Genomic DNA, 25,241 nt, shown 5'->3' on the forward strand with positions numbered 1-25,241 from the left:
CTCACGCACCGTTAACGTCGTGGCTAACATCGCACCGCCTGCCCCGGCCACACCGCCCCGCAGGGTGGTATTCCACAGCAGCCCCCAGCCTGCCCGGCTGAAACCGGGCCCGCCAGAGGCAAGCGCGACATCCGTGGGCGCAGGTGACCCGAGAGCCACCTTGCCCTGCCCGCCTCAGCGATCCTGGGCAGTAAAGGTGAAGTTGAGCGTGCGTGCGAACACCGACTCGAAGCCGCGGTACGGCAGCGGCTGCGCGTTGAGCACGGCGGCCTCGATCGAACGCTTGCCGGCCTCGTCGTACGGGCAGTTCGGGCTGACCTTGGCCTGCATCACCGTGCCCCCCGGAATCTGGGTGATGGTGATCTGGCAACGCTGGCCGAGCGGCACCGTATCCGGGCGCACCCACTGCGACAGCACCTTGGCCTGGATCGCGGCCGCGTACTTGGCCGAAAGATCATCGCTATTGCCACCGCCACCGGCAGCCGGCTGGGAAGCACCGCTGGAACCGGCAGCGGCACTGCCGGCAGCATTACGCGCGGCTGCCACCTGGCGCAGCTTCTGCTCGGCCAGCTTGGCTTCCTTCTCGGCCTGCTCGCGGCGGGCGCGGATCTCGGCGATCTTCTTCTGCTTCTCGGCCTCGGCCTTGTCAGCCGCCACGCGCTCCTGCTCGGCCTGCTTCTTCTTTTCGTCCGCTTCCTGCTGCTTGGCCAGGCGCAGCTTCTGTTCCGCTTCTTCCTGGCGCTTGCGTTCGGTCAGGTCGATCTGTTCCTGGCGGCGCTTGGCTTCCTGTTCCTGCTTGGCCTTCTCCTGCGAGATGGCCAGCGCGCTCACCGCTTCCTGGTCCTTGGTGTCCGGCTGCGCGACACGCTCCTGCGCCTGTTGCTGCTGCGGCGTGGGGGCGTCCTGCGGGCGCGGCTCGGGAATCGGCTGCGGCGGCGGGATGGTGTCTTCCGGCACCGGGATCGGCTCGGCCACCGGCGGCGGCAGGTCCTCCAGCTTCTCCGACTGGCGCAGGGCCTGGCGCGCGGCGGAGGCCTCGGACGCGGACAGCGCCAGGCTGGCCTCGACCGAGGGGTCGCCGGCGGCGGCATCGGTGTTGCGCTCGGGCGACCAGAACCAGGCCACGATGAACACCAGCGCGACCAGCAGGTGCACCAGCAACGCCAGCGCCAGGGGCAGGCCCCAGCCGGGTTCGCGCTGATGCGGGGGTGGCAGGGCGTCAGCGTGCATCGGTGGCCAGGCCTACCTTGTCTACCTTGGCGCGCTTGATCACATCCATCGCAGCAATGACCTTTTCATAGGCCACGGCGCGGTCGGCGGCGACGATCACGCGCACGCCCTTGTCCTGGGCGGCGATGCCGGCCAGACGGCCTTCCAGTTCCTCGGCCGACACGGCGGTCGGGTCCTTGGCGTCGGGCAGCTTCAGGCTGAGCTGGCCGTCCTGGCGCACCGAGACGATCACCGGATCCTGCTTGCTCTCCAGCGCCTTGGCGTTGGACTGCGGCAGGTCGACGTCGAAGCTCAGGGTGAGCAGCGGTGCGGTGACCATGAAGATGATCAGCAGCACCAGCATGACGTCGATGTAGGGAACGACGTTGATTTCCGATTTCAGCTTGCGGCGCTTGCGGCGACCGATGGCAGCGGACATGGCTTGGACTCCCGGGTCAGGCGCTTACTCGTCGCCAGCGCTCTGGCGCTGCAGGATGGAGCTGAACTCTTCGGCGAAGGTCTCGAACCGCACCGACATGCGCTCCACGCGCGTGGTGAAGCGGTTGTAGGCCCACACCGCCGGGATCGCCACGAACAGGCCGATGGCGGTGGCGAACAGTGCCTCGGAGATGCCCGGCGCGACGGCGGCGATGCCGGCCTGCGCACCGCTGCTGATCATGTCGTGCATGGTCACCATGATGCCGAACACGGTACCGACCAGGCCCACGTAAGGCGCGGTCGAGCCGATGTTGGCCAGCAGTTCCAGGTTGCGCTCAAGCTGGTCCACTTCGCGGGTGTAGGTGGTGCGCATGGCACGCTGTGCGCCTTCCAGCTGGGCACGGCCGTCCAGGCGGCGCTTGTCGCGCAGGCGGGTGTACTCGCGGAAGCCGGCTTCGAAGATGGCTTCCAGGCCGCCGACATTGCGGCTGCGGTCGGTGGCCGAGCTGTACAGCTTGCCCAGGTCCGCACCGGACCAGAAGCGGTTCTCGAACTCGTCGGCTTCGCGGGTGGCCTGCTTGAACACGCGGGCCTTGCGGAAAATGATCACCCAGCTGACGAACGAGCCGACCAGCAGCAGCAGCACGATGATCTTCACCGGCAGGCTGGCCTTGGCCATCAGTTCGAGGTAGTTGATGCCGCCGCCGGTGGTGGCCTGGGCAAGGGTCTGTGTCGCGGCGTTGCTGACATCGGCCGGCAGTGCCTCGGTGACCGTGGCCTGCAGGGCCAGGAGCGTTGCGATCATCCGTTGTTCCTCAGTGTTCGGATTCGGGGTGGAGGTGGGGTTGCAGCACGGCAAGGACGGCCTCGTCCATGCCACGCGGGCGGAAACTGGCCGCTTCCAGTGCGGCGATGCGGACCTGCGCCGACAGCAGCAGCTCGCCGTCGCGCAGGATCTGCTGGTCGAAGACCATGCTGGCCTTCTTCAGCTGGACCAGGCGGGCACTCACCTGCAGGGTGTCATCCAGCCGTGCCGGCTTGATGAAATCCATCTGCATCGAGCGCACCGCGAAGACCATCCCGTGCTCGGCGCGCATGCGCTCCTGGCCGTAGCCCAGCGCACGCATCCATTCGGTCCGGGCCCGTTCCATGAAGGCCACGTAGCGGGCGTGGTAGACCACGCCACCTGCGTCGGTATCTTCCCAGTAAATGCGTGTCGGCCAACTGAATCGGGGCTCAACCGACATCGGGAACCTCCGCGAACAGGTCCTGCGGCGGGTTCTTCGGCTTCAGGCCCATGTGCCGGTAGGCCTTGTGGGTGGCCATGCGGCCACGCGCGGTGCGCACCAGGAAGCCCTGCTGGATCAGGTACGGCTCGACCACGTCTTCCAGCGTGCCGCGCTCTTCAGACAGCGCCGCCGCCAGCGATTCGATGCCGACCGGACCGCCGTCGAAGTAGTCGACCATGGTCTTGAGCAGGCGCCGGTCAAGCTCGTCGAAGCCCTCCGGGTCGACCTTGAGCATCTTCATCGCGGCCTGGGCCACGGCCTCGTCGATGTGGCCGCCGGCCTTCACCTGCGCATAGTCGCGCACGCGGCGCAGCAGGCGGTTGGCGATACGCGGGGTGCCACGCGCGCGGCGTGCGATCTCGCCGGCGCCATCGGCGGTGCAGTCGATGGCCAGGATGGCTGCCGAGCGGCGCACGATCCGGGTCAGCTCCTCGACGCTGTAGAACTCCAGGCGCTGGACGATGCCGAAGCGGTCGCGCAACGGCGCGGTCAGAAGGCCAGCACGGGTGGTGGCACCGATCAGGGTGAACGGCGGCAGGTCGATCTTGATCGAGCGGGCGGCGGGGCCCTCGCCGATCATGATGTCGATCTGGAAATCTTCCATCGCCGGGTACAGCACTTCCTCCACCACCGGCGACAGGCGATGGATCTCGTCGATGAACAGCACATCGTGCGGCTGCAGGTTGGTCAGCAGCGCGGCGAGGTCGCCGGCCTTCTCGATCACCGGGCCGGAGGTGACCCGCAGGGCCACGCCCAGTTCGTTGGCGATGACATGGCTGAGGGTGGTCTTGCCCAGGCCGGGCGGCCCGAAGATCAGCACGTGGTCGAGCGCGTCGCCGCGCCCCTTGGCCGCCTGGATGTAGATCTCCATCTGCTCGCGCACCGGCACCTGGCCGAGGTAGTCGGCAAGGCGCTTGGGGCGGATGCTGGCGTCGGCGGCGTCATCCTCGCGGGTGGCGCCGGCGCCGATGATGCGGTCGTCGGTCATGTGCTGATTATGCGGCAAAAGTACGGGTTTCGGCCGGGCTGCGCCCGGCACCCGCAGAGGCAACGGCAACGGCAACATCCAAAGCAACAGCCGAAGCGGGCTTCCTGGGGAATGGCGGGGTGGGTCCGCTTGCGGGGACGCTGCAAGTACGTCCATGTAAGCTCGGTCGCCGCATCCATGCGGCTCACGCCCCCGCAAGCGGCCCCACCCCGCCTTCGACAGTTTCCTGCGGCCTGTCGGAACGGCGTTCTGCTTTGGTGGGTGCCGACCGTTGGTCGGCACGATAGATCCAGGCGTGGAGGAAACTGGAGAGCAGAGTGGGCCAAGCTTCAAGCGCGCGGCATCTCCGCAAGTGGAGCCCCCTTGTTGTTCAAGGGGGCGCGCCGACAGGCGGGGGGATAAGGTGGAATGCGCGCGGGGCCCACGGTTTGCGCAGCAAATCGTGGGACGTAGCGCAGGTGGAGATTAAATCTCCACCTGCGCGCCCAGTTCCACCAATCTGTTGCCCGGAATCCGGAAGAACCCGGTCGCCGGAGCGGCGTTCCTGTGCATCAGCGCGAACAGCTTGTCACGCCAGATCGGCATGCCGCGGTTGGCGGTGGCGACGATGGTTTCGCGGCTGGCGAAGAAGGTGGTGTCCATCGGGTCGAAGTAGATGCCGCCGTGGTCGCACGAGCGCATCAGCGCCAGCGGCACGTCCGGGGTCTCCATGAAACCGAAGCGCACGTAGACGCGGTAGAACTCGTCGCCCACCGATTCGATCTTCAGCCGCTGCCCTTCCATCGCGTAGGGAATGGGCAGGGTTTCCACGTGCAGGAACACGTTGCGCTCGTGCAGCACCTTGTTGTGCTTGAGGTTGTGCATCAGCGCATGCGGAGCCACGGTCGGGTCGGCGGTGAGGAATACCGCGGTGCCCGGCACGCGTACCGGCGGCGCCAGCATCAGGCCTGGCAGGAAGGTGTCCAGGCGAATGCCGTCCTTGCGGATCTCATCGCGCAGCAGCTCGCGGCCACGGCGCCAGGTGCGCATCATGGTGAACAGGAAGATACCCAGCACCACCGGGAACCAGGCGCCCTGCAGCAGCTTGGCGCCGTTGGCGATGACGAAGCCGAGGTCGATGACGAAGAACACCACGCACAGCGGCAGGATCCACTTGCGCGCCTTCGGCCACAGCGAGCGCGCCACCAGGGCCAGCAGCAGGGTATCGATCAGCATCGTGGCCGACACCGAGATGCCGTAGGCCACGGCCAGGTTGGACGAGCTGCGGAAGGCCAGCACCAGGCCGATCACCATCACTGCGATACCCCAGTTGATGCCCGGGATGTAGATCTGGCCGATGGTGTCGTGCGAGGTGTGCTTGATGCGCATGCGCGGGATGTAGCCCAGCTGCATGGCCTGGCGCGAGACCGAGAACGCGCCGGTGATGACCGACTGCGAGGCAATCACCGCTGCCATCGTGGCCAGGATGATCATCGGGTACAGCGCCCACGACGGCACCGCTTCGAAGAACGGATTCTTTACCGCCTCGGGGTGGTTGAGCACCAGCGCACCCTGCCCCAGGTAGTTCAGCACCAGGCACGGCAGCACGAAGAAGTACCAGGCGTGGCGGATCGGCTTGGCACCGAAGTGGCCCATGTCGGCGTACAGCGCCTCGCCACCGGTCACTGCCAGCACCACCGCGCCCAGGATGAAGATGCTGTGCCAGCCATGCTCCATGAAGAAGCGGATCGCCCACCACGGGTTGAACGCCTTCAGCACTTCCGGTGCATCGACGATGTTGTAGATGCCGATCGCCGCCAGCGAAATGAACCAGATCGAGGTGATCGGCCCGAACAGCTTGCCGATCTTCGCGGTGCCGAAGCGCTGTACCGCGAACACCGCCAGCAGTACCACCACGGTGATCGGAACGATGAAGGCGTGCAGTCCTGGCGCGGCAACTTCCAGGCCTTCCACCGCACCCAGCACCGATATCGCGGGGGTGATCACGCCATCGCCGAAGAACAGCGAGGCACCGAAGATGCCGAGGATGCCGACCACATAGGCCGAGCGCGACCCGTTGCGCAGCGTGCGCTGGGTCAGCGCCATCAGCGCCATGATGCCGCCTTCGCCGTCATTGTCGGCGCGCATGATGATGGTCACGTACTTCAGGGTGACCACGATGTTCAGCGCCCAGAACGCCAGCGACAGCACGCCCAGCACGGTGTCATGGTCGCTGTTGAGCCCGTAGTGCGGCGAGAACGCCTCCTTCAGGGTGTACAGCGGGCTGGTGCCGATATCGCCGAAGACCACGCCGATCGCACCGATGATCAGCGCCAGGCCTCCGGCTGGAGGGGCGTGACCGTGGCCGCCGGGGGCGGCTGCGTGCGGGGTTTGACTGCTGGACATGGGACTCCTGGCGGGGCTCAGGCGGTTCGTTGGAGGAAAGGAAAGCGGGTCAGCGCAGCGCCGACTGCAGCGCCTTGCGGATCACGATGGCCACTTCATCACCTTCATTGAAGGCTTCGCGGGCCATCCGCGCCGCTTCAGCCGGCTTGTAACCCAGCTGCTGCAGGGCCACGGTGGCATCGGACAGCGGATCAGCCGGGGCCGGGCCACTGCCGGTCGGCAGCGCGCCACCGGCACCGAACTGGGCAGCGCGGTCGCGCAGCTCAAGCACCATGCGCTCGGCGGTCTTCTTGCCGATGCCGGGGATGCGGGTCAGCGCGGTGATGTCGCCAGCCTGGACCATGCGCGCGAACTCCTCGACGGTGACACCGGACAGCACGGCCAGCGCGATCTTCGCGCCGATGCCGCTGACCTTCTGCACGTCGCGGAACAGGCGCCGCTCGCCCTCGCGCAGGAAGCCGTACAGCGAGACGCTGTCTTCCTTCTGCGAGTAATGGGTGTACAGGGTGACCTCGCGGCCGAGTTCGGGCAGGTCGTAGAAGGTGCTCATCGGCGCCTCCAGCTCGTAGCCCACTCCGTTCACGTCCACCACCAGCCACGGCGGCGCCTTGTAGGCGACGATGCCGCGCAGTCGACCGATCATTGCGTGCAGCTCCTCATTTGCGGCCCCACGCCTGGCGGGCACTGAGCCCCAGGCGGTTGGCCGTTGCCCTTACGTGGGCATGGGTGATGGCCACCGCCAACGCGTCGGCCGCGTCGGCCTGCAGCTTGGTTTTCAGGTTGAGCATGAGCCCGACCATGTGTTGAACCTGTTGCTTTTCGGCGCCGCCGCGCCCGACCACCGCCAGCTTGATCTCGCTGGCGGCATATTCGTGCACCGGCAGGTCGCGCAGCACCACGGCCGAAATCGCCGCGCCACGGGCCTGGCCCAGCTTCAGCGCCGAATCGGGGTTGCGTGCCATGAACACGCGTTCGATGGCCACTTCCTGCGGTTCGTACTCACGGCAGAGGTCGGCCAGGCCCAGCACCAGCAGCTTCATCCGCTGCGGGAAGTCATCAGCGCCCAGCAGCACCAGCGGTTGGTGATGCACATGGCTCACCCGGCCGGTGGCATCGACATCGATGATGCCGACCCCGGTCCGCTGCGAACCCGGGTCGATGCCAAGAATGCGGGTCATGCGGCACACACGCGGCTGCCGAAGGCCCGGGACGGACGCTGGCAGCGGCAATGGCAGGAAACGGCTGGGGTCATCATGGTGCGCATTGTCCGCTCACCGGCCGCCAAAGGCGACCGGTGGTGCGTCCGTTCAGGCGTACGCGTCCGCGCCGAGATCGGCGTTGGAGTACACATCCTGTACGTCGTCGAGGTCTTCCAGCATGTCCAGCAGCTTCTTGACCTGCAGGACGGTGTCGCCTTCGACCTTGATGTCGTTGTCGGCTCGGAAGGTCAGTTCCGCATGATCCGGCGTGCGTCCGGCCGCTTCCATCGCTTCCTTGACCGCGTGGTAGCTGTCGGCGGCGGTGAGCACGTCGATCGCGCCATCTTCGGGATAGACCACGATGTCGTCCGCACCGGCCTCGATGGCCGCTTCGGAAATGGCGTCCTCATCGGCACCTGCGGCGAAATGCAGCACGCCCACGCGCTTGAACATGAAGCTCACCGAGCCTTCGGTGCCCATGTTGCCGCCGCACTTGCTGAACGCATGGCGGACATCGGCCACCGTGCGCACGCGGTTGTCGGTCAGGCAGTCGACGATGACCGCCACGCCACCCGGGGCATAGCCCTCGTAGCGGATTTCCTCGTACTCGACACCTTCCAGCTCGCCGGTGGCCTTCTTGATGGCGCGCTCGATCACGTCCTTGGACATGTTCGCGGTCAGGCCCTTGTCCATCGCCACGCGCAGGCGCGGGTTGTTGTTGGGGTCGCCTCCACCGCCGCGCGCGGCAACGCCGATCTCACGGATGATCTTGGTGAAAATCTTGCCGCGCTTCGCGTCAGACGCGTTTTTGCGGTTTTCGATGGAGGGGCCTCTACCCATGGGTCTTTCCGTACGTGCGTTGATGGATAAGGCCGCGGATTCTACCTGATCGGGCCCCGTGACCGTGTCGAGGCCGGCCAGATGCCGCCGGCCTTGGCCCGGCGAAGAGCGTGCGAACCAACGTTTTGCCCCCACCAATGGAGGACGTTCGCGCCCACCGACTTACGCGGCGGCGGCGGCGCGACCGTGCTGGAACTGGCCGTGACGGAGGAAATGCGCGGTCTGCCGGGCTGCATCCGGCGACACCACCAGGCCGCTGTGGCTGGTACGCACCACGCAGTGGTCAGCCAGCCCCGGCAGCCGGGTCTCGGCCAGCGCCACGGTACCGTCGGAGGCATCGTCAATGGCGCCGAGCAGGCTACCCAGCCCGTGCGGGACCGAACCAGCGATCAGGCCGACCTCGGCTTTGCCCTGCCAGTCCGGCAGGCCGTCCAGCAGCAGATCGCTGCTGCGGCCCAGGGCCAGGCCCCAGCCATGTTCGGACAGCGAACGCGCCGTACCACTGCCGCGCAGCGGTGACCCCAGGCAGACCACGCGTTGCACCGGCAGCTGCGGATTGCGACGCAATGCCTCCAGCGCCAGCAGTCCGCCCAGGCTATGGCCGACCAGCGACAGCGGGCCGGCATCGGCCAGCCGCTCCAGCAGCTGCGGCACGGCCACGTCCGGGCCGCCGAACACCGAGGAATAACCAAACGCATGCACCTGAAAGCCACGCGCGCGCAGGCGCCAGGCCAGCGGCCCGACCCAGGCGCGGGCGTTCCAGATGCCATGCAGCAGTAATACGGGGGGAGTCATGCAAACAGCCTGGCAGTCAGCGGGGCAGGAACGTACGGTGATTGGACACGCGCGCGCAGCAAGCGGCGGTGAACGTCAGGCCTCGCGCGGTGCGCGGCGCAGGATGAATTCAAGATCGTTCGTGTCGCCGACCGGGAACAGGTACTCGCCGACCTTCTCGAAACCATAACGGGCGTAGAAGCGCTGCGCACCGAAGTTTTCCGACCACACGCCCAGCCACAGCGTGCGCGGGCCCGGCTGTTCCAGCCAGGCCAATGCGGTTTCCAGCAGCCGGCTGCCCCAGCCGCAGCTCTGCTGCGTCTTGATCAGGTACAGCCGCTTGAGTTCGCCGTCACCAGGCTTCACCTCGGGATGCGGCAGGCCACAGGGGCCGGCGGCGGCATGGCCGACCGCCTCCCCATCCAGTTCCAGCAGCCACACCGCGTAATCGGGGTGGGCCAGGATCGTGCGCTGGCGCTCGACCGTATAGGACTCATCCAGGAACGCCTGCAGGTCCTGCGGCGGATAAAGATGTCCGAAGGTTTCGGTGAACGTGCGGGCGGCCAGCGCCGACAGGGTCGGCGCGTCGTCCACAGTAGCGCGGCGGATCGAATACATGGGTCGAGTTGACGTCAGGACAACGGTTCGGGTCAAGCCCGTTCCGCCGCTGCCTTCTCGTCTTCTTCCTCTTCCTCTTCGTATTCCTCGTCGTCCTCTTCTTCCTCGCCGTCTTCCTCTTCTTCGCCTTCCTCGTCCTCGTCGTACTCTTCCTCTTCGTCGTCCTCGTAATCCTCGACGCCGAAGTCTTCACCATCCCAACGGCCTTCGCCGTCGGCGACGAAGGTCAGGGCCATCGCCGCCGGGTTGGTACCGACACGGACCAGCCAACCACCGAACACGCGTGCACGCTCGGTGACCAGGGTGGCCTCGGAGCCTTCATTGCCCAGCTTTTCCCACTCCAGCGAAAACGCAAACTCGGTCATTGCCTGGATCTCCTGATCAGTTGGTCTTGGGGCGAACCTGGATGTGTACTTCGGCCAGCTGCACGTCGACGATCGGCGACGGCGCGTCGGTCATCAGATCCTGTGCACCAGTGGTCTTCGGGAATGGGATGACGTCGCGGATCGACTCGGTGCCGGCCATCAGCGCGGCGATGCGGTCGATACCGAAGGCGATGCCACCGTGCGGCGGCGCGCCGTAGTTCAGCGCGTCGAGCAGGAAGCCGAACTTGGCGCGGGCCTCTTCGGCGCCGATGCCCAGCAGTTCAAACACTGCGCTCTGCATGTCCGGACGGTGGATACGGATCGAGCCGCCGCCGATTTCATTGCCGTTGAGCACCATGTCGTAGCCGCGCGAAACGGCGGTACGGGCATTGGCACGCAGGTCGGCGATGTCGTCCACCGCCGGTGCGGTGAAGGGGTGATGCAGGGCGACGTAACGCTGCGCTTCGTCGTCCCACTCGAACATCGGGAAGTCGGTGACCCACAACGGGGCCCAGCCGTCGGCGACCAGGCCGAAGTCCTTGCCGGCCTTCAGGCGCAGCGCGCCCATGAAGTCGGAGACCTTGTTGTAGCCACCAGCACCGAAGAACACGATGTCGCCATTGCCGGCACCGACGTGCGCGACCAGGGCGGCGAAGGATTCCTCGCTGAAGAACTTCTGGATCGGCGAGCTGACTTCGCCGTTGTCGGCGATCTTGATGTAGGCCAGGCCCTTGGCGCCGTACTTGGCGGCATGCGCTGCGTATTCGTCGATCTGCTTGCGGCTGAGCGCTGCACCGCCCGGGATGCGCAGCGCGGCGACGCGGCCTTCGGCGTCATTGGCCGGGCCGGTGAACACGGCGAACTCGCTGTCCTTGACCAGCTCGGCCACGTCGACCAGCTCCAGCGCGATGCGCAGGTCCGGCTTGTCCGAGCCGTAGCGACGCATTGCCTCGGCCCAGGTCATGCGCGGGAAGCTGGCATCCAGCTGGACGTCGACCACTTCCTTGAAGATGGCGCGGATCATGTCCTCGACGAAATCCTGCACGTCGCGCTCGCGGACGAAGGCGAATTCCATGTCCAGCTGGGTGAATTCCAGCTGGCGGTCGGCACGCAGGGCCTCGTCGCGGAAGCAGCGCGCGATCTGGTAGTAGCGGTCGAAGCCGGCCACCATCAGGATCTGCTTGAACAGCTGCGGGCTCTGCGGCAGGGCGTAGAACTCGCCCGGGTGCATGCGCGCCGGCACCAGGAAGTCGCGCGCGCCTTCCGGGGTGGCCTTGGTCAGGATCGGGGTCTCGATGTCCTGGAAGCCCTTTTCGTCCAGATGGCGGCGCAGGGCCTGCACCAGCTTGATGCGGGTGCGCTGCATGCGCTGCATTTCCGGGCGGCGCAGGTCCAGGTAGCGGTACTTCAGGCGGGTTTCCTCGCCCGGATTCTCGTGGGCGTGGAACGGCAGCGGCGCGGCCTTGTTCAGCACGGTGATGGCGGTGGCGATCACTTCCACCTTGCCGGTGCGCATCTTGTCGTTCACCGCGTGGCGGGCACGCACCACGCCTTCCACCTGCAGCACGTCCTCGTAGCCCAGCGACGCGGCCACGGCGAACACGTCGGCGTTGTCGACTTCCACGGTCACCTGCACGATGCCTTCATGATCTCGAAGATCGATGAAGCAGACGCCGCCCTGGTTACGGGCCACGTCGGTCCAGCCGGCGAGGGTGACAGTCTGGCCAATCAGGGTCTCATCGACCAGGCCGCAGAAGTGGGTACGCATGGGGGGAAGCTCCGCTGGAGAACGCCGGCACCGGATGGGGGCCGGAAAGCCTCGTATTCTGCGGCCGAGGCCCCGGCCGGGGCAAATCCGGCCAGTCACACCGGCTTGATCGCCCCCCTCCCTATAGTCGGGCACCTGCCACCGTATGGGATGCCGCCATGAAACCGCTGTCCCTGGCCAGCCTGGCCGTAACCCTCAGCCTGGGTGCCGCGGGCACCCTTGCCCTGCCCGCCCCTTCCGCGTATGCGCAGAGCGGCGTGGTCCGCTGCGAAAGCCAGAACAACCGCGAACGGGTCTGCAACACCGGCTGGCGCAATGCGCAGCTGGTGCGCCAGCTGTCCGGCTCGGACTGCGATGAAGGACGCACCTGGGGCAGCCGTAACGGCAGCATCTGGGTCACCAACGGTTGCCGCGCCGAATTCGTCGAGGCCCGCGGTGGCTGGGGCGGCGGCAATGGCAATGGCGGTGGCTGGGGCGGCAACAACGGCCGGCCTGGCGAGACCATCCGCTGCGAGAGCCAGAACAACCGCGAGCGCAGCTGCCCGGTCGGCTGGCGCAATGCCCGCCTGGTCCGCCAGCTGTCCGGCAGCCCCTGCAACGAAGGGCGTACCTGGGGCGTGCGCAACGGCGCGGTCTGGGTCAGTGGCGGCTGCCGTGCCGAATTCGCCGAAGCCCGCGGCTGGGGCGGCGGTGGCGGTGGCTGGGGGGGCGGCAACAGCAATTACTCAGTTACCTGCAGCAGCAACAACAACCGCTCGCAGACCTGCGACTGGGATGAGCGTCAGGGCCGCCCGGTGCTGCAGCAGCAGCTGTCCGGCAGTGCCTGCCAGGAAGGCCGCAGCTGGGGCTACTCACGTGGCCAGGTGTGGGTGAGCAACGGCTGCCGCGCGCGTTTCGGTACGCGGTAAGTACACGGTCGGATCCCTTCGTCGGAGGGATCCGACCCGAAGATCAGGGTGCTGGCGCCTTCTCGTCGCCCCACGGTGCGGGCGGCAGGTCGACCGGCTTGCTCAGGTCGAACTGCACGCGGAAGCGGCGGCCCTCCGGGCGGGTCAGCTCGTAGACAAAGGTCTGGTCGGGATCAATCTCCATCGCCCAGGTGTTGTGCGTGGAGGCCAGCATGTCGGCGCGGCGGAACATCGCCACCGAATCGGCGTCGGCGGGGAACTGCTGGCGCTCGGCGGTGCCCGGCGGCGTGCTGTCGCCACCGTAGAGGGTGATCGCGTCGGGGCTGCCGTCTTCGTGGCGATGGTCGTGCTTCAGGCGCAGGCCGGTTTCCGTACGGGTCAGCACCCAGGTCCGCGAGTGGTCATCGCCGACATGGAACGGGATGCGCAGCTCGTGCGCCGGATCGGCACAGCCGCGCACATGCATGACCAGGCGCTGCCCGGCGAACGGATCCTTGCCGGTCGGTGCCGGCGTGTCCTCCACCACCTTGCCGGCGTAAGCCTGGCCGCAATGCGCGGCGATGGCGGCCATGAAGGCATCGGCCGGTGCGGTCGCCAGATCATGGGCGACCGTATCGGAGCGCTGCGAACACGCAGCAAGGCTGAGCAGGAGGGCGGAAGCGGTGACAACGGCAGGCAGTTTCATGCCCCAACCCTAACGGCCATGGCCGAAGTGCGCAAACCGCACGCGCAGCATCCGCTCAGCGATCGACTGCAGATGCCGCTGGCAGCGTTTCGGTGGCCGCCACCGGCGCGGCTTCGCCTTCACCCGCAGGTTCCTGTTCAACCGGATCGACATCGAACGGCGTGCGGAACACCAGCGACGGCAGCAGCGTGGTCAGCGCCGCATACAGCAGCAGCGCTCCGAACAGCACCGCCGGGATCTGGAAGCGCTCGCGCATGATCGCGGCCAGCACCAGGGTGAAGATCAGCGTCGGCGCCAGCGCCAGCGAGACCCTCAGGCTGCTGCGGAAGCTCTCGCCGAACATCACCCGACGCTGCAGCCAGACCACGCCGATGCGCAGCGGCAGCACCACCAGGGTGATCACGATGCCCAGCCCCAGCGCCTCAAAGCTCAGTGCTTCGCTGGGCACCTTGGTGCCGGCGTTGAAGAAGTAGAACGGCACGAAGAACGAGGCGAACAGGCGCAGCGCATGCAGGTTCTCGTGCGAGGCCAGCAGCGGCATGCGCTGGTGCAGCAGGCGCGCGACCAGGCCGGCGATGAAGGCACCGACCAGGTAATACACACCCAGCAGATAGGTGATGTACGCCGCGACCATGCCGACCATGACCAGCAGCGAGAACTCCGAACCCGGCGCGTGCGGCGCCACCCAGCGGCCCAGCGCGATGAACAGCAGCGGCAGGCCGACCATCATCGCCAGCAGGGCCAGGCTGGACAGCGCCATGTGCCCCGGATCACCGGCCTGCAGCACGATGAACAACGCCGCCAGCGCCAGCAGTTCACCGGCAATGGCCTTGCTGGTCACCCAGAACCGCTCGTCCTCGCTCAGGCCCAGCCGCGACAGCGAATCCATGATGAAGCCGGTGGACGGCGTCAGCAGCGCCAGCGCCAGCAGGCCGGCGGCCTGCCACGGCAGCCCCGCGTAGCGCCAGGCCAGCCAGCCCACACCGAACAGCGTGCCGGTACGGATCACCAGATGCGCCAGCAGCGGCCACATGCCACGGCGCAGCGCCTGCAGATCCACTTCCAGGCCGGCGAACAGGAACAGCGAGGAAATGCCCAGCGTGGCCAACAGACCGATCACCGCGTCGTGCGCCTGGTCGCCCAGCCAGAGCATGCCGATGATGCCGAACAGCAGGCAGGTCAGCGGCGCGGGCAGGCTGAAACGCTGCAGCGCGCGTGGGATCACCAGCAGCGCGAAGATCAGCAGCAGGTAGATCAGTTCATGGCTCATGGGGGACTTCCGTGTGATTCGAACGCGCGCAGGATGCGCGCGCCGAACCGATCCGGCAAGCCACTTCTGAATGACCCCGGTTACCTCAACCGATCAGCCGATCGGCGATGCGGCCAACCTGCGCCAGCACCGTGGCACGCTGTTCGTTGCTGATCGCACCCGCCTGCAGGTAGGCGGTCAGCACCCAGGGCGTGCCGCCGGCCAGCGGCCACAACACGGCGATGTCGTTGCGCGCGTCCTCGCCGTTGCTGCCGGTCTTGTCACCGACGCGCCAGCGCTTGCCCAGGCCCGCGCGCAGGCAGGCGTCGCCGGTTTCGTTGTCGATCAGCCAATCGGCCAGCTGCTGCCGCGACGCCGGCTGCAGCACCTCGCCCAGCACCACGCGCTGCAGGGTCGCAGCCATCGCCGCCGGCGTGGTGGTGTCGCGCGGATCGCCCTTGGCAAAGCTGTTCAGCTCCGGCTCCAGGCGATCACTGCGGCTCACCGCATCACCGCTCGCGCGCAGGAACGCAGTCACCGCGGGCGGGCCACCGACCACGCCGAACAGCAGGTTGGCTGCAGTGTTGTCGCTGGTGATGATCGTGGCACGGCACAGGTCACGCACGGTCATGTCCTTGCCGGCGTGGCGACGGGTGACCGGCGCGTGCGAGAGAAGATCGGCATCGCGCACCGGCACGCGCGTGTCCAGCAGCCCAGGGGTGCGCTCAGCCTGGCTGAGTACGGTGGCGGCCAGCACGCTCTTGAACGTGCTGCACATCGGGAAACGCTCGTCCTGGCGATGACCGATGCGGCGACCGCTCGCAGTGTCCAACAGGGTCACGCCGAGGCGGCCGGCACAGGCCTTTTCCAGTGCGGCGAAGTCGGTGGCGGCGGTGAGGGCGGCATCGGTCGGTGCACTGGCGGCGGTCTTGCCCGCCGCACGGGCCAGCAACGGCAGGGCAAGCGAGGAAGCCACGGCGGCACCACTGAACTGCAGGAATCGGCGACGGGCGAGCATGCGGGGTTCTCCTGGGGGACCGTTCGATTATTGAAGCCTCGCACGCAGGCGACCAGCGCGAAAAATCAGCGGGAGGCATTAGCTGGATTAATGACTGTCGCAATCAACCCCTTAATTCTCCTGAACTGGGCGCGAGGCAGGTAGGATCAGCCATCACCCTGGCTCACGACTACTCTGATGCTGCACCCTACCCTGCCGCTGAACGCCCTGCGTGCCTTCGAGGCGGCCGCACGCCACCAGAACTTCACCCGTGCCGCGCTGGAGCTGTGCGTCAGCCAGGCCGCGCTGAGCCACCAGATCCGCGGGCTGGAGGACCGGCTCGGCATCCGTCTGTTCCATCGTCTGCCGCGCGGCGTGGCGCTCACCGAGGAGGGCGCGGCGCTGTATCCGGTGCTCAACGAATCGTTCGAGCGCATCTCGGCCAGCATCGCGCGCTACACCGGTGGCCCGGCCCGTGAAGTACTGACGCTGGGCGTGGTCGGCACCTTCGCCACCGGTTGGCTGCTGCCACGGCTGGCTGCGTTCGAGGCCGCGCACCCGGACATCGAGCTGCGACTGCAGACCCACAACAATCGCATTGATCTGGCCGGCGAGGGGCTGGACCTGGCGATCCGCTTCGGTGATGGCGACTGGCAGGGCCAGGCCTGCACAGCGATCCTCGACGCGCCGTTTGCACCGCTGTGCGCACCAGCATTGGCGCGGCGGCTCAAACAGCCACGCGACCTGGGCACCCTGCCCCTGCTGCGCTCCTACCGCAGCGACGAATGGCCGCGCTGGCTGCAGGCGGCAGGAGTGAGTGGCGTGGAAGCCCGCGGGCCGGTGTTTGATTCGTCGTTGACGGTGGCGATGGCCGCGGTGGGTGGTGCCGGCGTGGCGCTGCTGCCGCTGCGCATGTTCGAGCAGGAACTGGCCGAGGGTCGCCTGCTGCAGCCATTCAGCACCACGCTGGAGCTGGGGCGCTACTGGCTCACGCGACTGCGCTCGCGTGCCGAGCGTGAGCCGGCGAAGCGGTTCCGCGAATGGCTGCAGGCACAGGGCGCGTAGGTAGTGCCGGCCGCTGGCCGGCAACCCCTTGATCGTGGTGGGCGCATCGCGCTGCCGGCCAGCGGCCGGCACTACCGGTCAGGACTCCAGCAGTTCCATCCACGCGGCTTCGGCTTTTTCCAGCTGGGCGGCAGCGGTTTCGCGGTCACGGCCGATCACCGCCATGCGGGTGGCATCGGCGTAGTTGGCCGGGTCGGCCAGCTGGCGGTCCAGCTCGGCCAGAGCGCTTTCCAGTTCGGCCACCTTGGCTTCGGCGGCGGCCAGCTTGTGCGGGTTCACCGGCTTCTTCTGCACCACCTGAGCCACCGGCGCGGTCTTGACCACCACCGGCTCTTCCACCTGTTCCATGCGCGCCTTGGTGCCCTGCGCCTGCGGTCGGGTGCGCAGCCACGCCGCGTAGGCGTCGAGGTCGCCGTCGAACGGCTCGACCACGCCATCGGCCACGCGCCAGTAGGTATCGCAGACCAGGCCGATCAGATGGCGGTCATGCGAGACCATCACGATCGCGCCTTCGAAGGTGGCCAGTGCCTCAGCCAGCGCTTCGCGCATTTCCAGGTCAAGGTGGTTGGTCGGTTCGTCCAGCAGCAGCACATTCGGCTGCTGCCAGGCGATCAGCGCCAGCGCCAGGCGCGCGCGCTCGCCGCCGGAGAAACCATCCACCGGCTCGAACGCGCGGTCGCCCGGGAAGTTCCACTTGCCGAGGAAATCGCGGAACGACTGGTTCGGTGCGTCCGGGGCGATCTCGCGGAAATGCTCCATCGGCGACTGGCCTTCGTGCAGCGACTCCACCGTGTGCTGGGCGAAGTAGCCGATCTTCAGGTCCGGGTGCGCCATGCGCTCGCCGACGATCGGCGCCAGCTCGCCCACCAGGGTCTTCACCAGCGTGGTCTTACCGGCACCGTTGGGGCCGAGCAGGCCGATGCGCTGGCCCGCTTCCAGGCCGAAGCCGACGTTGTGCAGGATCACCGCGTCCTTGCCGTAGCCGGCCTCGACGTGGTTCAGGCGGATCAGCGAGAACGGCAGCTTGGCCGGCGGCGCGAACTCGATGCGGAACTCGCGCTCGGCACGCACCGCTTCGGTGCCGGCCAGCTTGGCCAGGCGCTTCATGCGGCTCTGCGCCTGCGCGGCCTTGCTGGCCTGCGCCTTGAAGCGGTCGATGAAGCTCTGCAGGTGGGCACGCTCGGCCTGTTCCTTCTCGTGCGCGATCTGCTGCTGGCGCAGCTGTTCGGCGCGCTGGCGCTCGAAGTCGGTGTAGCCGCCCGGGTAGAGCTTGGCGCCGCCACCGTGCAGGTGCAGGGTGTGGGTGGCCACGTTGTCGAGGAACTCGCGGTCATGCGAGATCAGAAGCAGAGTGCCCGGATATTTCAGCAGCCACTGCTCCAGCCAGTACACCGCGTCCAGATCCAGGTGGTTGGTCGGTTCGTCCAGCAGCAGCAGGTCGCTGGGCATCATCAGCGCGCGTGCCAGGTTCAGGCGCACGCGCCAGCCGCCGGAGAACGAGGACACCGCGCGGTGGTGGGTCTCTGCCGGGAAACCGAGGCCGTGCAGCAGCTTGCCGGCGCGCGCTTCGGCGTCGTAGGCATTGAGCTCGGCCATCTTCGTGTGCGCCTCGGCCACCGCTTCCCAGTCTTCACGGGCGGTCGCCTCGGCCTCGGCGGCCAGCACTGCAGCCACCTCGATGTCACCGCCCAGCACGAAGCTCAGCGCCGGGTCGGGCAGCGACGGGGTTTCCTGGGCGACGCTGGCGATGCGCACCTTGCCGGGCAGATCGACATCGCCCTTGTCCGCCTCCAGCTCGCCCTTCACCGCCGCGAACAGGCTGGACTTGCCAGCACCGTTGCGGCCGACCACACCCACCCGGTAACCGGCGTGCAGGGTCAGGTCGACATTGGACAACAGCAGCCGCTCGCCGCGGCGCAAGGCGAAATTACGAAGGGAAATCATCGGGGGAGGCGTCCATATAACCAGATGGAATGTGCTGGTGAGCACTGTTCCTGCGACGCAATTCTAGCGTTAACGAATACTTGACGCGTCCCGGGATGCGCGGCGGCCGGCGTTCCTCTCTCCCACGTCCTTGCCGCGCGCGTCCCGGGCTCCCTCCCCCGCCAGTGCCGATCCGGGCTAAATGGTTGCTGCTGCAACGTTTTTTCCGATGACTGGCATTTGACACGCACTGAATATCCCGTTAATTCCTGCTTTGCGCACCGCAACAACCGCCGTCCGCCTCACCCCCGTGATGTCGATTCCGGTGCCGCCCCCGCCAACCGGAGCTCCGTCCCGATGACCCGCAAGACCAGCCTGATCGCCGCCGCCGTCGCTGTCGCACTCGGTGGCTCTCCGTTCGTTGCCGCTGCCCAGCAGGCCGGCACCGCCGCCAACACCCTGGACACGGTGATCGTCACCGGCACCCGCGTGGCCGACCGCACGGTGGCCGAATCGCAGTCGCCGATCGACATCATCACCCCCGAAGCCCTGCAGTCCACCGGCACCAGCGAGCTGGCCACCGCCCTGTCGCGCGCCCTGCCCTCGCTGAACTTCCCGCGCCCGGCGCTGACCGATGGCACCAGCGGTGTGCGCCCGGCGCAGCTGCGCGGCCTGTCACCGGACCAGGTGCTGGTGCTGGTCGACGGCAAGCGCCGCCACACCTCGGCGATGATCAACGTCAACGGCAGCATCGGCCGTGGTTCGTCGGCAGTGGACATCAATGCGATCCCGATCGCCGCCATCGAACGCGTGGAAGTGCTGCGCGACGGTGCGTCGGCGCAGTACGGCTCGGACGCCATCGCCGGCGTCATCAACATCGTGCTCAAGGGCAGCGGCAGTGGCGGCAGCCTGGCGGTGGACTACGGCCAGTACTCGGCCGGTGACGGCAACAAGTACCAGCTCTCCGGCGATACCGGCGTCGAGTTCGGCAACGGCCGTGGCCGCGTGCACGTGGCTGGCCAGATCAGCCAGCAGGACGAAAGCAACCGCGCCGGCCCGTACCGCGGCACCACCCCGAACACCGGCAACTTCCCGAGCATCGGCCAGAAGACTTTCATCGTCGGCGACCCGCGCGTGGATGCGACTGCGGCTTCGGTCAACGCCAGCTTCGATTTCAGCGACCGCGTGACCGGCTACGCCAGCGCGCTGCTCAGCAACCGCGACATCACCTCGTTCGCGTTCTACCGCTCGCGCAACCACAGCGGGCAGAGCGCGCTGCTGGCGCAGACCTACCCGGACGGCTTCGTGCCGGAGATCAACCAGTACTCCAAGGACCGCTCGCTGGTGGCCGGGGTCAAGGGCAACACCGACAACGGCTGGACCTGGGACCTGAGCCTGAACCACGGCGAGAACACCCTCGACTTCCACACCCGCAACAGCATCAACTACAGCCTCGGCGCAACCAGCCCGCGCTCGTTCTACGACGGCACGCTGAAGTACCAGCAGGACATCTTCAACGCCGACCTGACCAAGTCGCTGGACTGGGGCCTGGCCTACCCGGTCACGCTGTCCTTCGGTGGTGAATACCGCAAGGAGAAGTGGGACCAGAAGCCGGGCGAGCTGAACTCGTACACCGGCAGTGGCGCGCAGGGCTTCGGTGGCTTCACCCCCACCAATGAAGTGCATGCCGACCGCCACAACTACGCGGTCTATGCGGGTCTGGAAGCGGACCTGACCGAGAAGTTCTCGGCCGGCATCACCGGCCGCTACGAGGATTACTCGGACTTCGGCGACCGCTTCTCCGGCAAGCTGTCGGCGCGCTACGCGTTCACCGACAAGGTTGCGCTGCGGGCCACCGCGTCCAGCGGATTCCGTGCACCGTCGCTGGCGCAGCAGGGCTACCAGGCGGTCACCAGCCAGTTCCTCAACGGCGTGTTCGTCGAGCGCGGCACCTTCCCCACCACCAGCCCGGCTGCGCAGGCGCTGGGCGCCTCGCCGCTGAAGGCCGAGACCTCCACCTCCTACAGCCTGGGCCTGGTGCTGCAGCCGGTCGACCGCCTGTACATCACCGTCGACGCCTACCAGATCGACATCGATGACCGCATCGCATTGTCGTCCAGCATCACCACCAACACCGCCACCAGCGCGCTGCTGGGCACGCTGGGCCTGCCGCAGGTGACCGCGTTCTCGTACTTCACCAACGGCCTGGATACGCGCACCCGCGGTGTCGATTTCGTGTCCAGCTACACGGTGCCCTTCAGCGCCAGCAGCCTGGAACTGACCGCCGCGTACAGCTACAACGACACCGAAGTGCGCCGCGTCGGCGGCACCCCGGCGGTGTTCGGCACGCTGGGCCTGACCCAGTCGCTGATCGGCCGCGATGAGATCGGCCGCATCGAGGACAGCTATCCGCGCGACAAGGCGATCCTGAGCGGCACCTGGCGTTCGGACCACTGGGAACTGGGCCTGGCCGCGACCCGCTACGGCAAATTCACCGTGCGCAACTCGGCCACCGCACTGCGCGACCAGACCTATGGCGACGCCTGGGTGGTAGATGCCTCGGCCAGCTACAAGCCGAGCAGCAACTGGACCCTGACCGTGGGCGCCGACAACCTGCTGGACAAGTACCCGGACCGCACCGAAGACCTGCAGAACTCCACCTTCGGCATGCTGCCGTACAGCAACTACTCGCCGTTCGGCTTCAACGGCGCGTACGTGTACGGCCGGGTCAAGTACACCTGGTAAGCGGTATTGGTAGCGCCGGGCCATACCCAGCGCCGCTCTGGTAGTGCCGGCCGCTGGCCGGCATCCCCTCGCCGCATCTGGAGGAGAGCCCCTTCTTGTTGAAGGGGCGCGCCGAAGGCGGGGTAGAGGAGAAATGCTCCGGCAAACCCAGGGGGCAGGTGCCTTCCCTGCGGGAAGGGATTTGCCCCTGGGTTTGCCGCATTTGGCGCATTAGGTGAAAATCGGGTCATCCCCCCGATTTCCTGCGAGTGCCGATGCACCATGACACCGACCTGATCAACATCGTTGCCGTTGGCCTCGGGCTCGCCTTCATCTTCGGCGCGCTGGCCAACAAGCTCCGCTTGTCTCCCTTGGTCGGTTACCTGGTTGCTGGCATCTGCGTAGGTCCGTTCACTCCCGGCTTCGTCGCCGACCAGGCGCTGGCCAACCAGCTGGCCGAGCTGGGCGTGATGCTGCTGATGTTCGGCGTCGGCCTGCACTTCTCGCTGAAGGACCTGATGGCGGTCAAGGCCATCGCCATCCCCGGTGCCATCGGCCAGATCGCGGTCGCTACCCTGCTCGGCTGGGGCGTGGCCTCGCTGATGGGCTGGCCAGCCCTGCATGGCGTCATCTTCGGTTTCTCGCTGGCCACCGCCAGTACCGTGGTACTGCTGCGGGCGATGGAGGAGCGCCGCCTGCTGGAGACCATGCGCGGCAAGATCGCGGTCGGCTGGCTGATCGTGGAAGACCTGGCCTGTGTGCTGGCGCTGGTGATGATGCCGGTGATGGCCGGTGTGTTCGGCCCCGATGCGGCCAAGGAATCGCACTCGCTGGGCAGCGTGCTGGCCGACATCGGCTGGACCTTCGTGCAGCTGGGCCTGTTCGTGGCGGTGATGCTGGTGGTCGGGCGCCGGGTCATCCCGTGGATCCTCGAACGTATCGCCGGCACCGGTTCGCGCGAACTGTTCACCCTGTCGGTGCTGGCGATCGCGCTGGGCGTGGCGTTCGGCTCGGCGATGCTGTTCGGCGTCTCGTTCGCGCTGGGCGCGTTCTTCGCCGGCATGCTGCTCAACGAATCGGAGCTGAGCCACAAGGCCGCACATGATTCGCTGCCGCTGCGCGATGCGTTCGCGGTGCTGTTCTTCGTCTCGGTCGGCATGCTGTTCGACCCCAACATCCTCGTCCAGCACCCTTGGCAGGTGCTGGCCACGGTGCTGATCATCATGTTCGGCAAGTCGGCCGCCGCGTTCTTCATCGTGCGTGCGTTCGGCCACCCGACCAGCACCGCGCTGACCATCTCGGCCAGCCTGGCGCAGATCGGCGAGTTCGCCTTCATCATCGCCGGCCTCGGCGTCGCGCTGCAGATCCTGCCGAAGGAAGGCCAGTCGCTGGTGCTGGCCGGTGCGCTGGTGTCGATCATGCTCAACCCGCTGGTGTTCGGGCTGCTTGACCGTTGGCAGGCCAAGCAGGAGCAGTCGCCCCAGGCCGCCGAGCCGGAAGAGGCCACCGGTCCCTCGCGTGACCTGCATGACCATGCCATCGTCATTGGTTACGGCCGGGTCGGCAGCGAGCTGGCGCAGGTGCTGCGCGATCGTGGCGTGCCGGTGCTGGTGATCGATGACAACAAGGAGCACGTCGAACAGGCGCACGCCAAGGGCCTGGCGGCGATCCGTGGTAGTGCTGCTGCCGACCGCGTGCTGGCCGAAGCGCATCCGGAACGCGCGAAGATTGCGGTGCTGGCGATTCCTCAGCCGCTGGAAGCCGGTGAGGCGCTGGCCAAGCTGCGTGCGATCAATCCGGATCTGACCCTGCTGGCGCGTGCGCACAGCGATGCGGAGGTGAAGCATCTGCTGGAACACGGTGCCGATGGCACGGTGATGGCAGAGCGCGAGCTGGCGTATTCGCTGGCCGAGATGGTGATGGCCACGCCGCCGTATCGCGGGCTGGGACAGCACAGTATTCCGGTGGTGTGAGGAGTGTGGGTGCGGCAGGGCTTGCAGCCCTGCACCTGCTGAAGCGACAGCAAAAGCCAGAGCAACAGCAAAGGCGAGCTTCCTGTGGGATGGCGGGGTGAGTCCGCCCTCGACAGATTTCTGCGATCTGCAGTAGATCCACGCCACGCGTGGATGCTGTTCGATGAACTGTCGGAACGTTCGATTCCGATGGAGATACATCCACGCATGGCGTGGATCTACCGGGTTGGATGCCAGCCAACGGTACATGGGAAACAAAAAAATCCCCGGTCGACCCGCATCGACCGGGGATCTGGATCGCCACGTTGCCATGCCTTGGAGAGGCAGTTCCACCGTAGCGCATCGCGGTGCCGGTGGTGATCGCCTGTGGCGATGACGACCAAGCGTGCGGCTATCAGGCGCCAGCCAGGGCCTGCTCCAGGTCGGCACGCAGGTCACCGATATGCTCGATGCCGATCGACAGCCGCACGGTGTCCTCGCTGACGCCGGCCTTGGCCAGTTCGGCGGCATCCAGCTGGCGGTGGGTGGTCGAGGCGGGATGGGTGGCCAATGACTTCGCGTCGCCCAGGTTGACCAGGCGGGTGAACAGCTTCAGTGCATCGAGGAAGCGTGCGCCGGCTTCACGGCCGCCCGGCAGGCCGAAGGTCAGTACGCCGGAGCCGTGCCCACCCAGGTAACGTTGCGCGGCGGCATGCTCGGGGTCGTCGGCCAGCCCGGCGTAGCGCACCCAGGCCACCTTTGCGTGTGACTTCAGGAACTGCGCGACAGCCAGCGCGTTGGCGTTGATGCGCTCCATGCGCAGCGCCAGGGTTTCGATGCCCTGCAGGATCAGGAACGCGTTGAACGGTGACAGCGCCGCGCCGGTATTGCGCAGCGGCACCACCCGCGCGCGGCCGATGTAGGCCGCTGGCCCCAGCGCTTCGGTATAGACCACGCCGTGGTAGCTGGGGTCGGGCTGGTTGAGCCGCGCGAAGCGCTGGGGTTGTGCAGCCCAGTCGAAGCGGCCGGAATCGACGATCGCGCCGCCCAGGCTGTTGCCGTGGCCGCCGAGGTACTTGGTCAGCGAATGCACCACGATGTCGGCGCCGTGCTCGAACGGGCGCAACAGGAACGGGGTGGCCACGGTGTTGTCGACGATCAGCGGCACGCCGGCGGCATGCGCGACCTCGGCGATGGCGGCGATGTCGGTGACGTTGCCACGCGGGTTGCCGATCGATTCGACGAACACCGCCTTGGTGCGTTCGTCGATCAGCGCGGCGAAGGCGGACGGATCGGCCGGGTCGGCGAAGCGCGCCTGGATGCCGTACTGCGGCAGCGTATGCGCCAGCAGGTTGAGGCTGCCGCCATACAGCGCACTGGAGGCAACGATGTTGTCACCGGCCTCGGCAATGGTCTGGATGGCATAGGTGATCGCCGCCTGCCCCGAGGCCAGTGCCAGCGCGCCGATGCCACCCTCCAGTGCGGCCAGGCGCTGTTCCAGCACGTCGGTGGTGGGGTTCATGATGCGGGTGTAGATGTTGCCGGGCACCTTCAGGTCGAACAGATCGGCGCCGTGCTGGGTGTCATCGAAGGCATACGCCACCGTCTGGTAGATCGGCACCGCCACCGCGCGGGTGGTCGGGTCGGGACGGTAGCCGCCATGCACGGCCAGGGTTTCCAGTTGCCACTGCGGGTCGCTCATTGCGCCAGGCTCCATCCGGGGAAACCGCCACCATAGGCCAGCCAGAACCACGCGCTGAAAGCTGCTGGCGATGACGCCAGTACCACCGGTTATCAGGTTGGCCGCGATTCAGGCAGCCGTCATGGGCCGTTGCTAGGCTTCGCCACCGGGCGCTCCTGCCCGG

At 67.2% G+C, this 25,241-nt stretch carries 22 protein-coding genes; 4 read left to right on the forward strand and 18 right to left on the reverse strand.

Features of this window, described 5'->3' with window-relative positions; all coding sequences use genetic code 11:
- Window positions 1–174: 174 nt before the first annotated feature.
- The 13 genes from tolA to aspS all read right to left on the reverse strand — a co-directional run bounded on the left by tolA (window position 175) and on the right by aspS (window position 11,873).
- Window positions 175–1,230, reverse strand: a complete 1,056-nt coding sequence (gene tolA, locus AC5O77_RS09550; RefSeq protein ID WP_005410750.1) for a cell envelope integrity protein TolA — start codon at window positions 1,228–1,230, stop codon at window positions 175–177.
- Complete coding sequence (gene tolR, locus AC5O77_RS09555; protein WP_049400778.1) at window positions 1,220–1,648, reverse strand: protein TolR; 429 nt, start codon at window positions 1,646–1,648, stop codon at window positions 1,220–1,222. The genes tolA and tolR overlap by 11 nt, the downstream gene beginning before the upstream one ends.
- A gap of 24 nt (window positions 1,649–1,672) precedes the next feature.
- Window positions 1,673–2,452: a protein TolQ gene (gene tolQ / locus AC5O77_RS09560; RefSeq protein WP_006438802.1), complete on the reverse strand. Its 780-nt coding sequence runs from the start codon at window positions 2,450–2,452 to the stop codon at window positions 1,673–1,675.
- A 10-nt stretch (window positions 2,453–2,462) separates the two neighbouring features.
- The gene (gene ybgC / locus AC5O77_RS09565; RefSeq protein ID WP_071229045.1) at window positions 2,463–2,894 is read right to left on the reverse strand and encodes a tol-pal system-associated acyl-CoA thioesterase; all 432 of its coding nucleotides are present in this window, start codon (window positions 2,892–2,894) and stop codon (window positions 2,463–2,465) included.
- Window positions 2,884–3,924: a Holliday junction branch migration DNA helicase RuvB gene (gene ruvB, locus AC5O77_RS09570; protein ID WP_010481595.1), complete on the reverse strand. Its 1,041-nt coding sequence runs from the start codon at window positions 3,922–3,924 to the stop codon at window positions 2,884–2,886. The genes ybgC and ruvB overlap by 11 nt, the downstream gene beginning before the upstream one ends.
- 465 nt (window positions 3,925–4,389) lie before the next feature.
- Window positions 4,390–6,309 (reverse strand): potassium transporter Kup, encoded by a 1,920-nt coding sequence (locus AC5O77_RS09575; protein WP_032128529.1) that lies wholly within the window; start codon window positions 6,307–6,309, stop codon window positions 4,390–4,392.
- Window positions 6,310–6,358: 49 nt separating this feature from the next.
- Window positions 6,359–6,952 carry a Holliday junction branch migration protein RuvA gene (gene ruvA / locus AC5O77_RS09580; protein WP_012511898.1) on the reverse strand — a complete coding sequence of 198 codons (594 nt, stop codon included), beginning with the start codon at window positions 6,950–6,952 and terminating at the stop codon, window positions 6,359–6,361.
- 13 nt (window positions 6,953–6,965) lie between these two features.
- Entirely contained in the window at window positions 6,966–7,487 is a 522-nt protein-coding gene (gene ruvC / locus AC5O77_RS09585; RefSeq protein ID WP_006386268.1) for a crossover junction endodeoxyribonuclease RuvC, read from the reverse strand.
- A gap of 129 nt (window positions 7,488–7,616) precedes the next feature.
- The gene (locus tag AC5O77_RS09590; protein WP_006386270.1) at window positions 7,617–8,348 is read right to left on the reverse strand and encodes a YebC/PmpR family DNA-binding transcriptional regulator; all 732 of its coding nucleotides are present in this window, start codon (window positions 8,346–8,348) and stop codon (window positions 7,617–7,619) included.
- A 162-nt stretch (window positions 8,349–8,510) separates the two neighbouring features.
- A complete protein-coding gene (locus tag AC5O77_RS09595; protein ID WP_494506738.1) occupies window positions 8,511–9,143 on the reverse strand; it encodes an esterase/lipase family protein in 633 nt (210 codons plus the stop codon).
- Window positions 9,144–9,218: 75 nt separating this feature from the next.
- Window positions 9,219–9,740 (reverse strand): GNAT family N-acetyltransferase, encoded by a 522-nt coding sequence (locus AC5O77_RS09600; protein WP_012511901.1) that lies wholly within the window; start codon window positions 9,738–9,740, stop codon window positions 9,219–9,221.
- Window positions 9,741–9,772: 32 nt separating this feature from the next.
- The gene (locus AC5O77_RS09605; protein ID WP_012511902.1) at window positions 9,773–10,105 is read right to left on the reverse strand and encodes a hypothetical protein; all 333 of its coding nucleotides are present in this window, start codon (window positions 10,103–10,105) and stop codon (window positions 9,773–9,775) included.
- A gap of 16 nt (window positions 10,106–10,121) precedes the next feature.
- Window positions 10,122–11,873 (reverse strand): aspartate--tRNA ligase, encoded by a 1,752-nt coding sequence (gene aspS / locus AC5O77_RS09610; protein WP_494506739.1) that lies wholly within the window; start codon window positions 11,871–11,873, stop codon window positions 10,122–10,124.
- Window positions 11,874–12,031: 158 nt separating this feature from the next.
- Between aspS and AC5O77_RS09615 the strand changes: the two genes are divergently transcribed.
- Entirely contained in the window at window positions 12,032–12,781 is a 750-nt protein-coding gene (locus AC5O77_RS09615; protein ID WP_478057739.1) for a DUF3011 domain-containing protein, read from the forward strand.
- A gap of 43 nt (window positions 12,782–12,824) precedes the next feature.
- Here the strand turns inward: AC5O77_RS09615 and AC5O77_RS09620 are convergent, their stop codons facing one another.
- From AC5O77_RS09620 to blaL2, 3 genes are all read right to left on the reverse strand, one after another.
- Window positions 12,825–13,466, reverse strand: a complete 642-nt coding sequence (locus AC5O77_RS09620; RefSeq protein WP_478057738.1) for a hypothetical protein — start codon at window positions 13,464–13,466, stop codon at window positions 12,825–12,827.
- Window positions 13,467–13,521: 55 nt separating this feature from the next.
- Entirely contained in the window at window positions 13,522–14,736 is a 1,215-nt protein-coding gene (locus AC5O77_RS09625) for a cation:proton antiporter (protein ID WP_032128538.1), read from the reverse strand.
- 85 nt (window positions 14,737–14,821) lie between these two features.
- Window positions 14,822–15,733, reverse strand: coding sequence for a L2 family extended-spectrum class A beta-lactamase (gene blaL2 / locus AC5O77_RS09630; protein ID WP_180837832.1), 912 nt, complete (start codon window positions 15,731–15,733; stop codon window positions 14,822–14,824).
- A gap of 177 nt (window positions 15,734–15,910) precedes the next feature.
- Here blaL2 and ampR point away from each other — a divergent pair, with 177 nt between their 5' ends.
- Complete coding sequence (ampR, locus tag AC5O77_RS09635) at window positions 15,911–16,777, forward strand: LysR family transcriptional regulator AmpR (protein WP_049422902.1); 867 nt, start codon at window positions 15,911–15,913, stop codon at window positions 16,775–16,777.
- A gap of 78 nt (window positions 16,778–16,855) precedes the next feature.
- On the opposite strand, the gene AC5O77_RS09640 is transcribed toward ampR, so the two are convergent.
- On the reverse strand, window positions 16,856–18,721 hold the full coding sequence (locus AC5O77_RS09640) for an ABC-F family ATP-binding cassette domain-containing protein (protein WP_049400785.1): 1,866 nt from the start codon (window positions 18,719–18,721) through the stop codon (window positions 16,856–16,858).
- A gap of 336 nt (window positions 18,722–19,057) precedes the next feature.
- Here AC5O77_RS09640 and AC5O77_RS09645 point away from each other — a divergent pair, with 336 nt between their 5' ends.
- Together AC5O77_RS09645 and ybaL are read left to right on the forward strand one after the other, a co-directional pair.
- Window positions 19,058–21,445 (forward strand): TonB-dependent receptor plug domain-containing protein, encoded by a 2,388-nt coding sequence (locus AC5O77_RS09645; RefSeq protein ID WP_032128541.1) that lies wholly within the window; start codon window positions 19,058–19,060, stop codon window positions 21,443–21,445.
- A 254-nt stretch (window positions 21,446–21,699) separates the two neighbouring features.
- Window positions 21,700–23,397 (forward strand): YbaL family putative K(+) efflux transporter, encoded by a 1,698-nt coding sequence (gene ybaL, locus AC5O77_RS09650; RefSeq protein ID WP_107431474.1) that lies wholly within the window; start codon window positions 21,700–21,702, stop codon window positions 23,395–23,397.
- 394 nt (window positions 23,398–23,791) lie between these two features.
- On the opposite strand, the gene AC5O77_RS09655 is transcribed toward ybaL, so the two are convergent.
- Window positions 23,792–25,078, reverse strand: coding sequence for an O-acetylhomoserine aminocarboxypropyltransferase/cysteine synthase family protein (locus AC5O77_RS09655; RefSeq protein ID WP_032128543.1), 1,287 nt, complete (start codon window positions 25,076–25,078; stop codon window positions 23,792–23,794).
- Between the last annotated feature and the right edge of the window lie 163 nt (window positions 25,079–25,241).

This window comes from Stenotrophomonas sp. INTA L402-1, assembly GCF_059295135.1.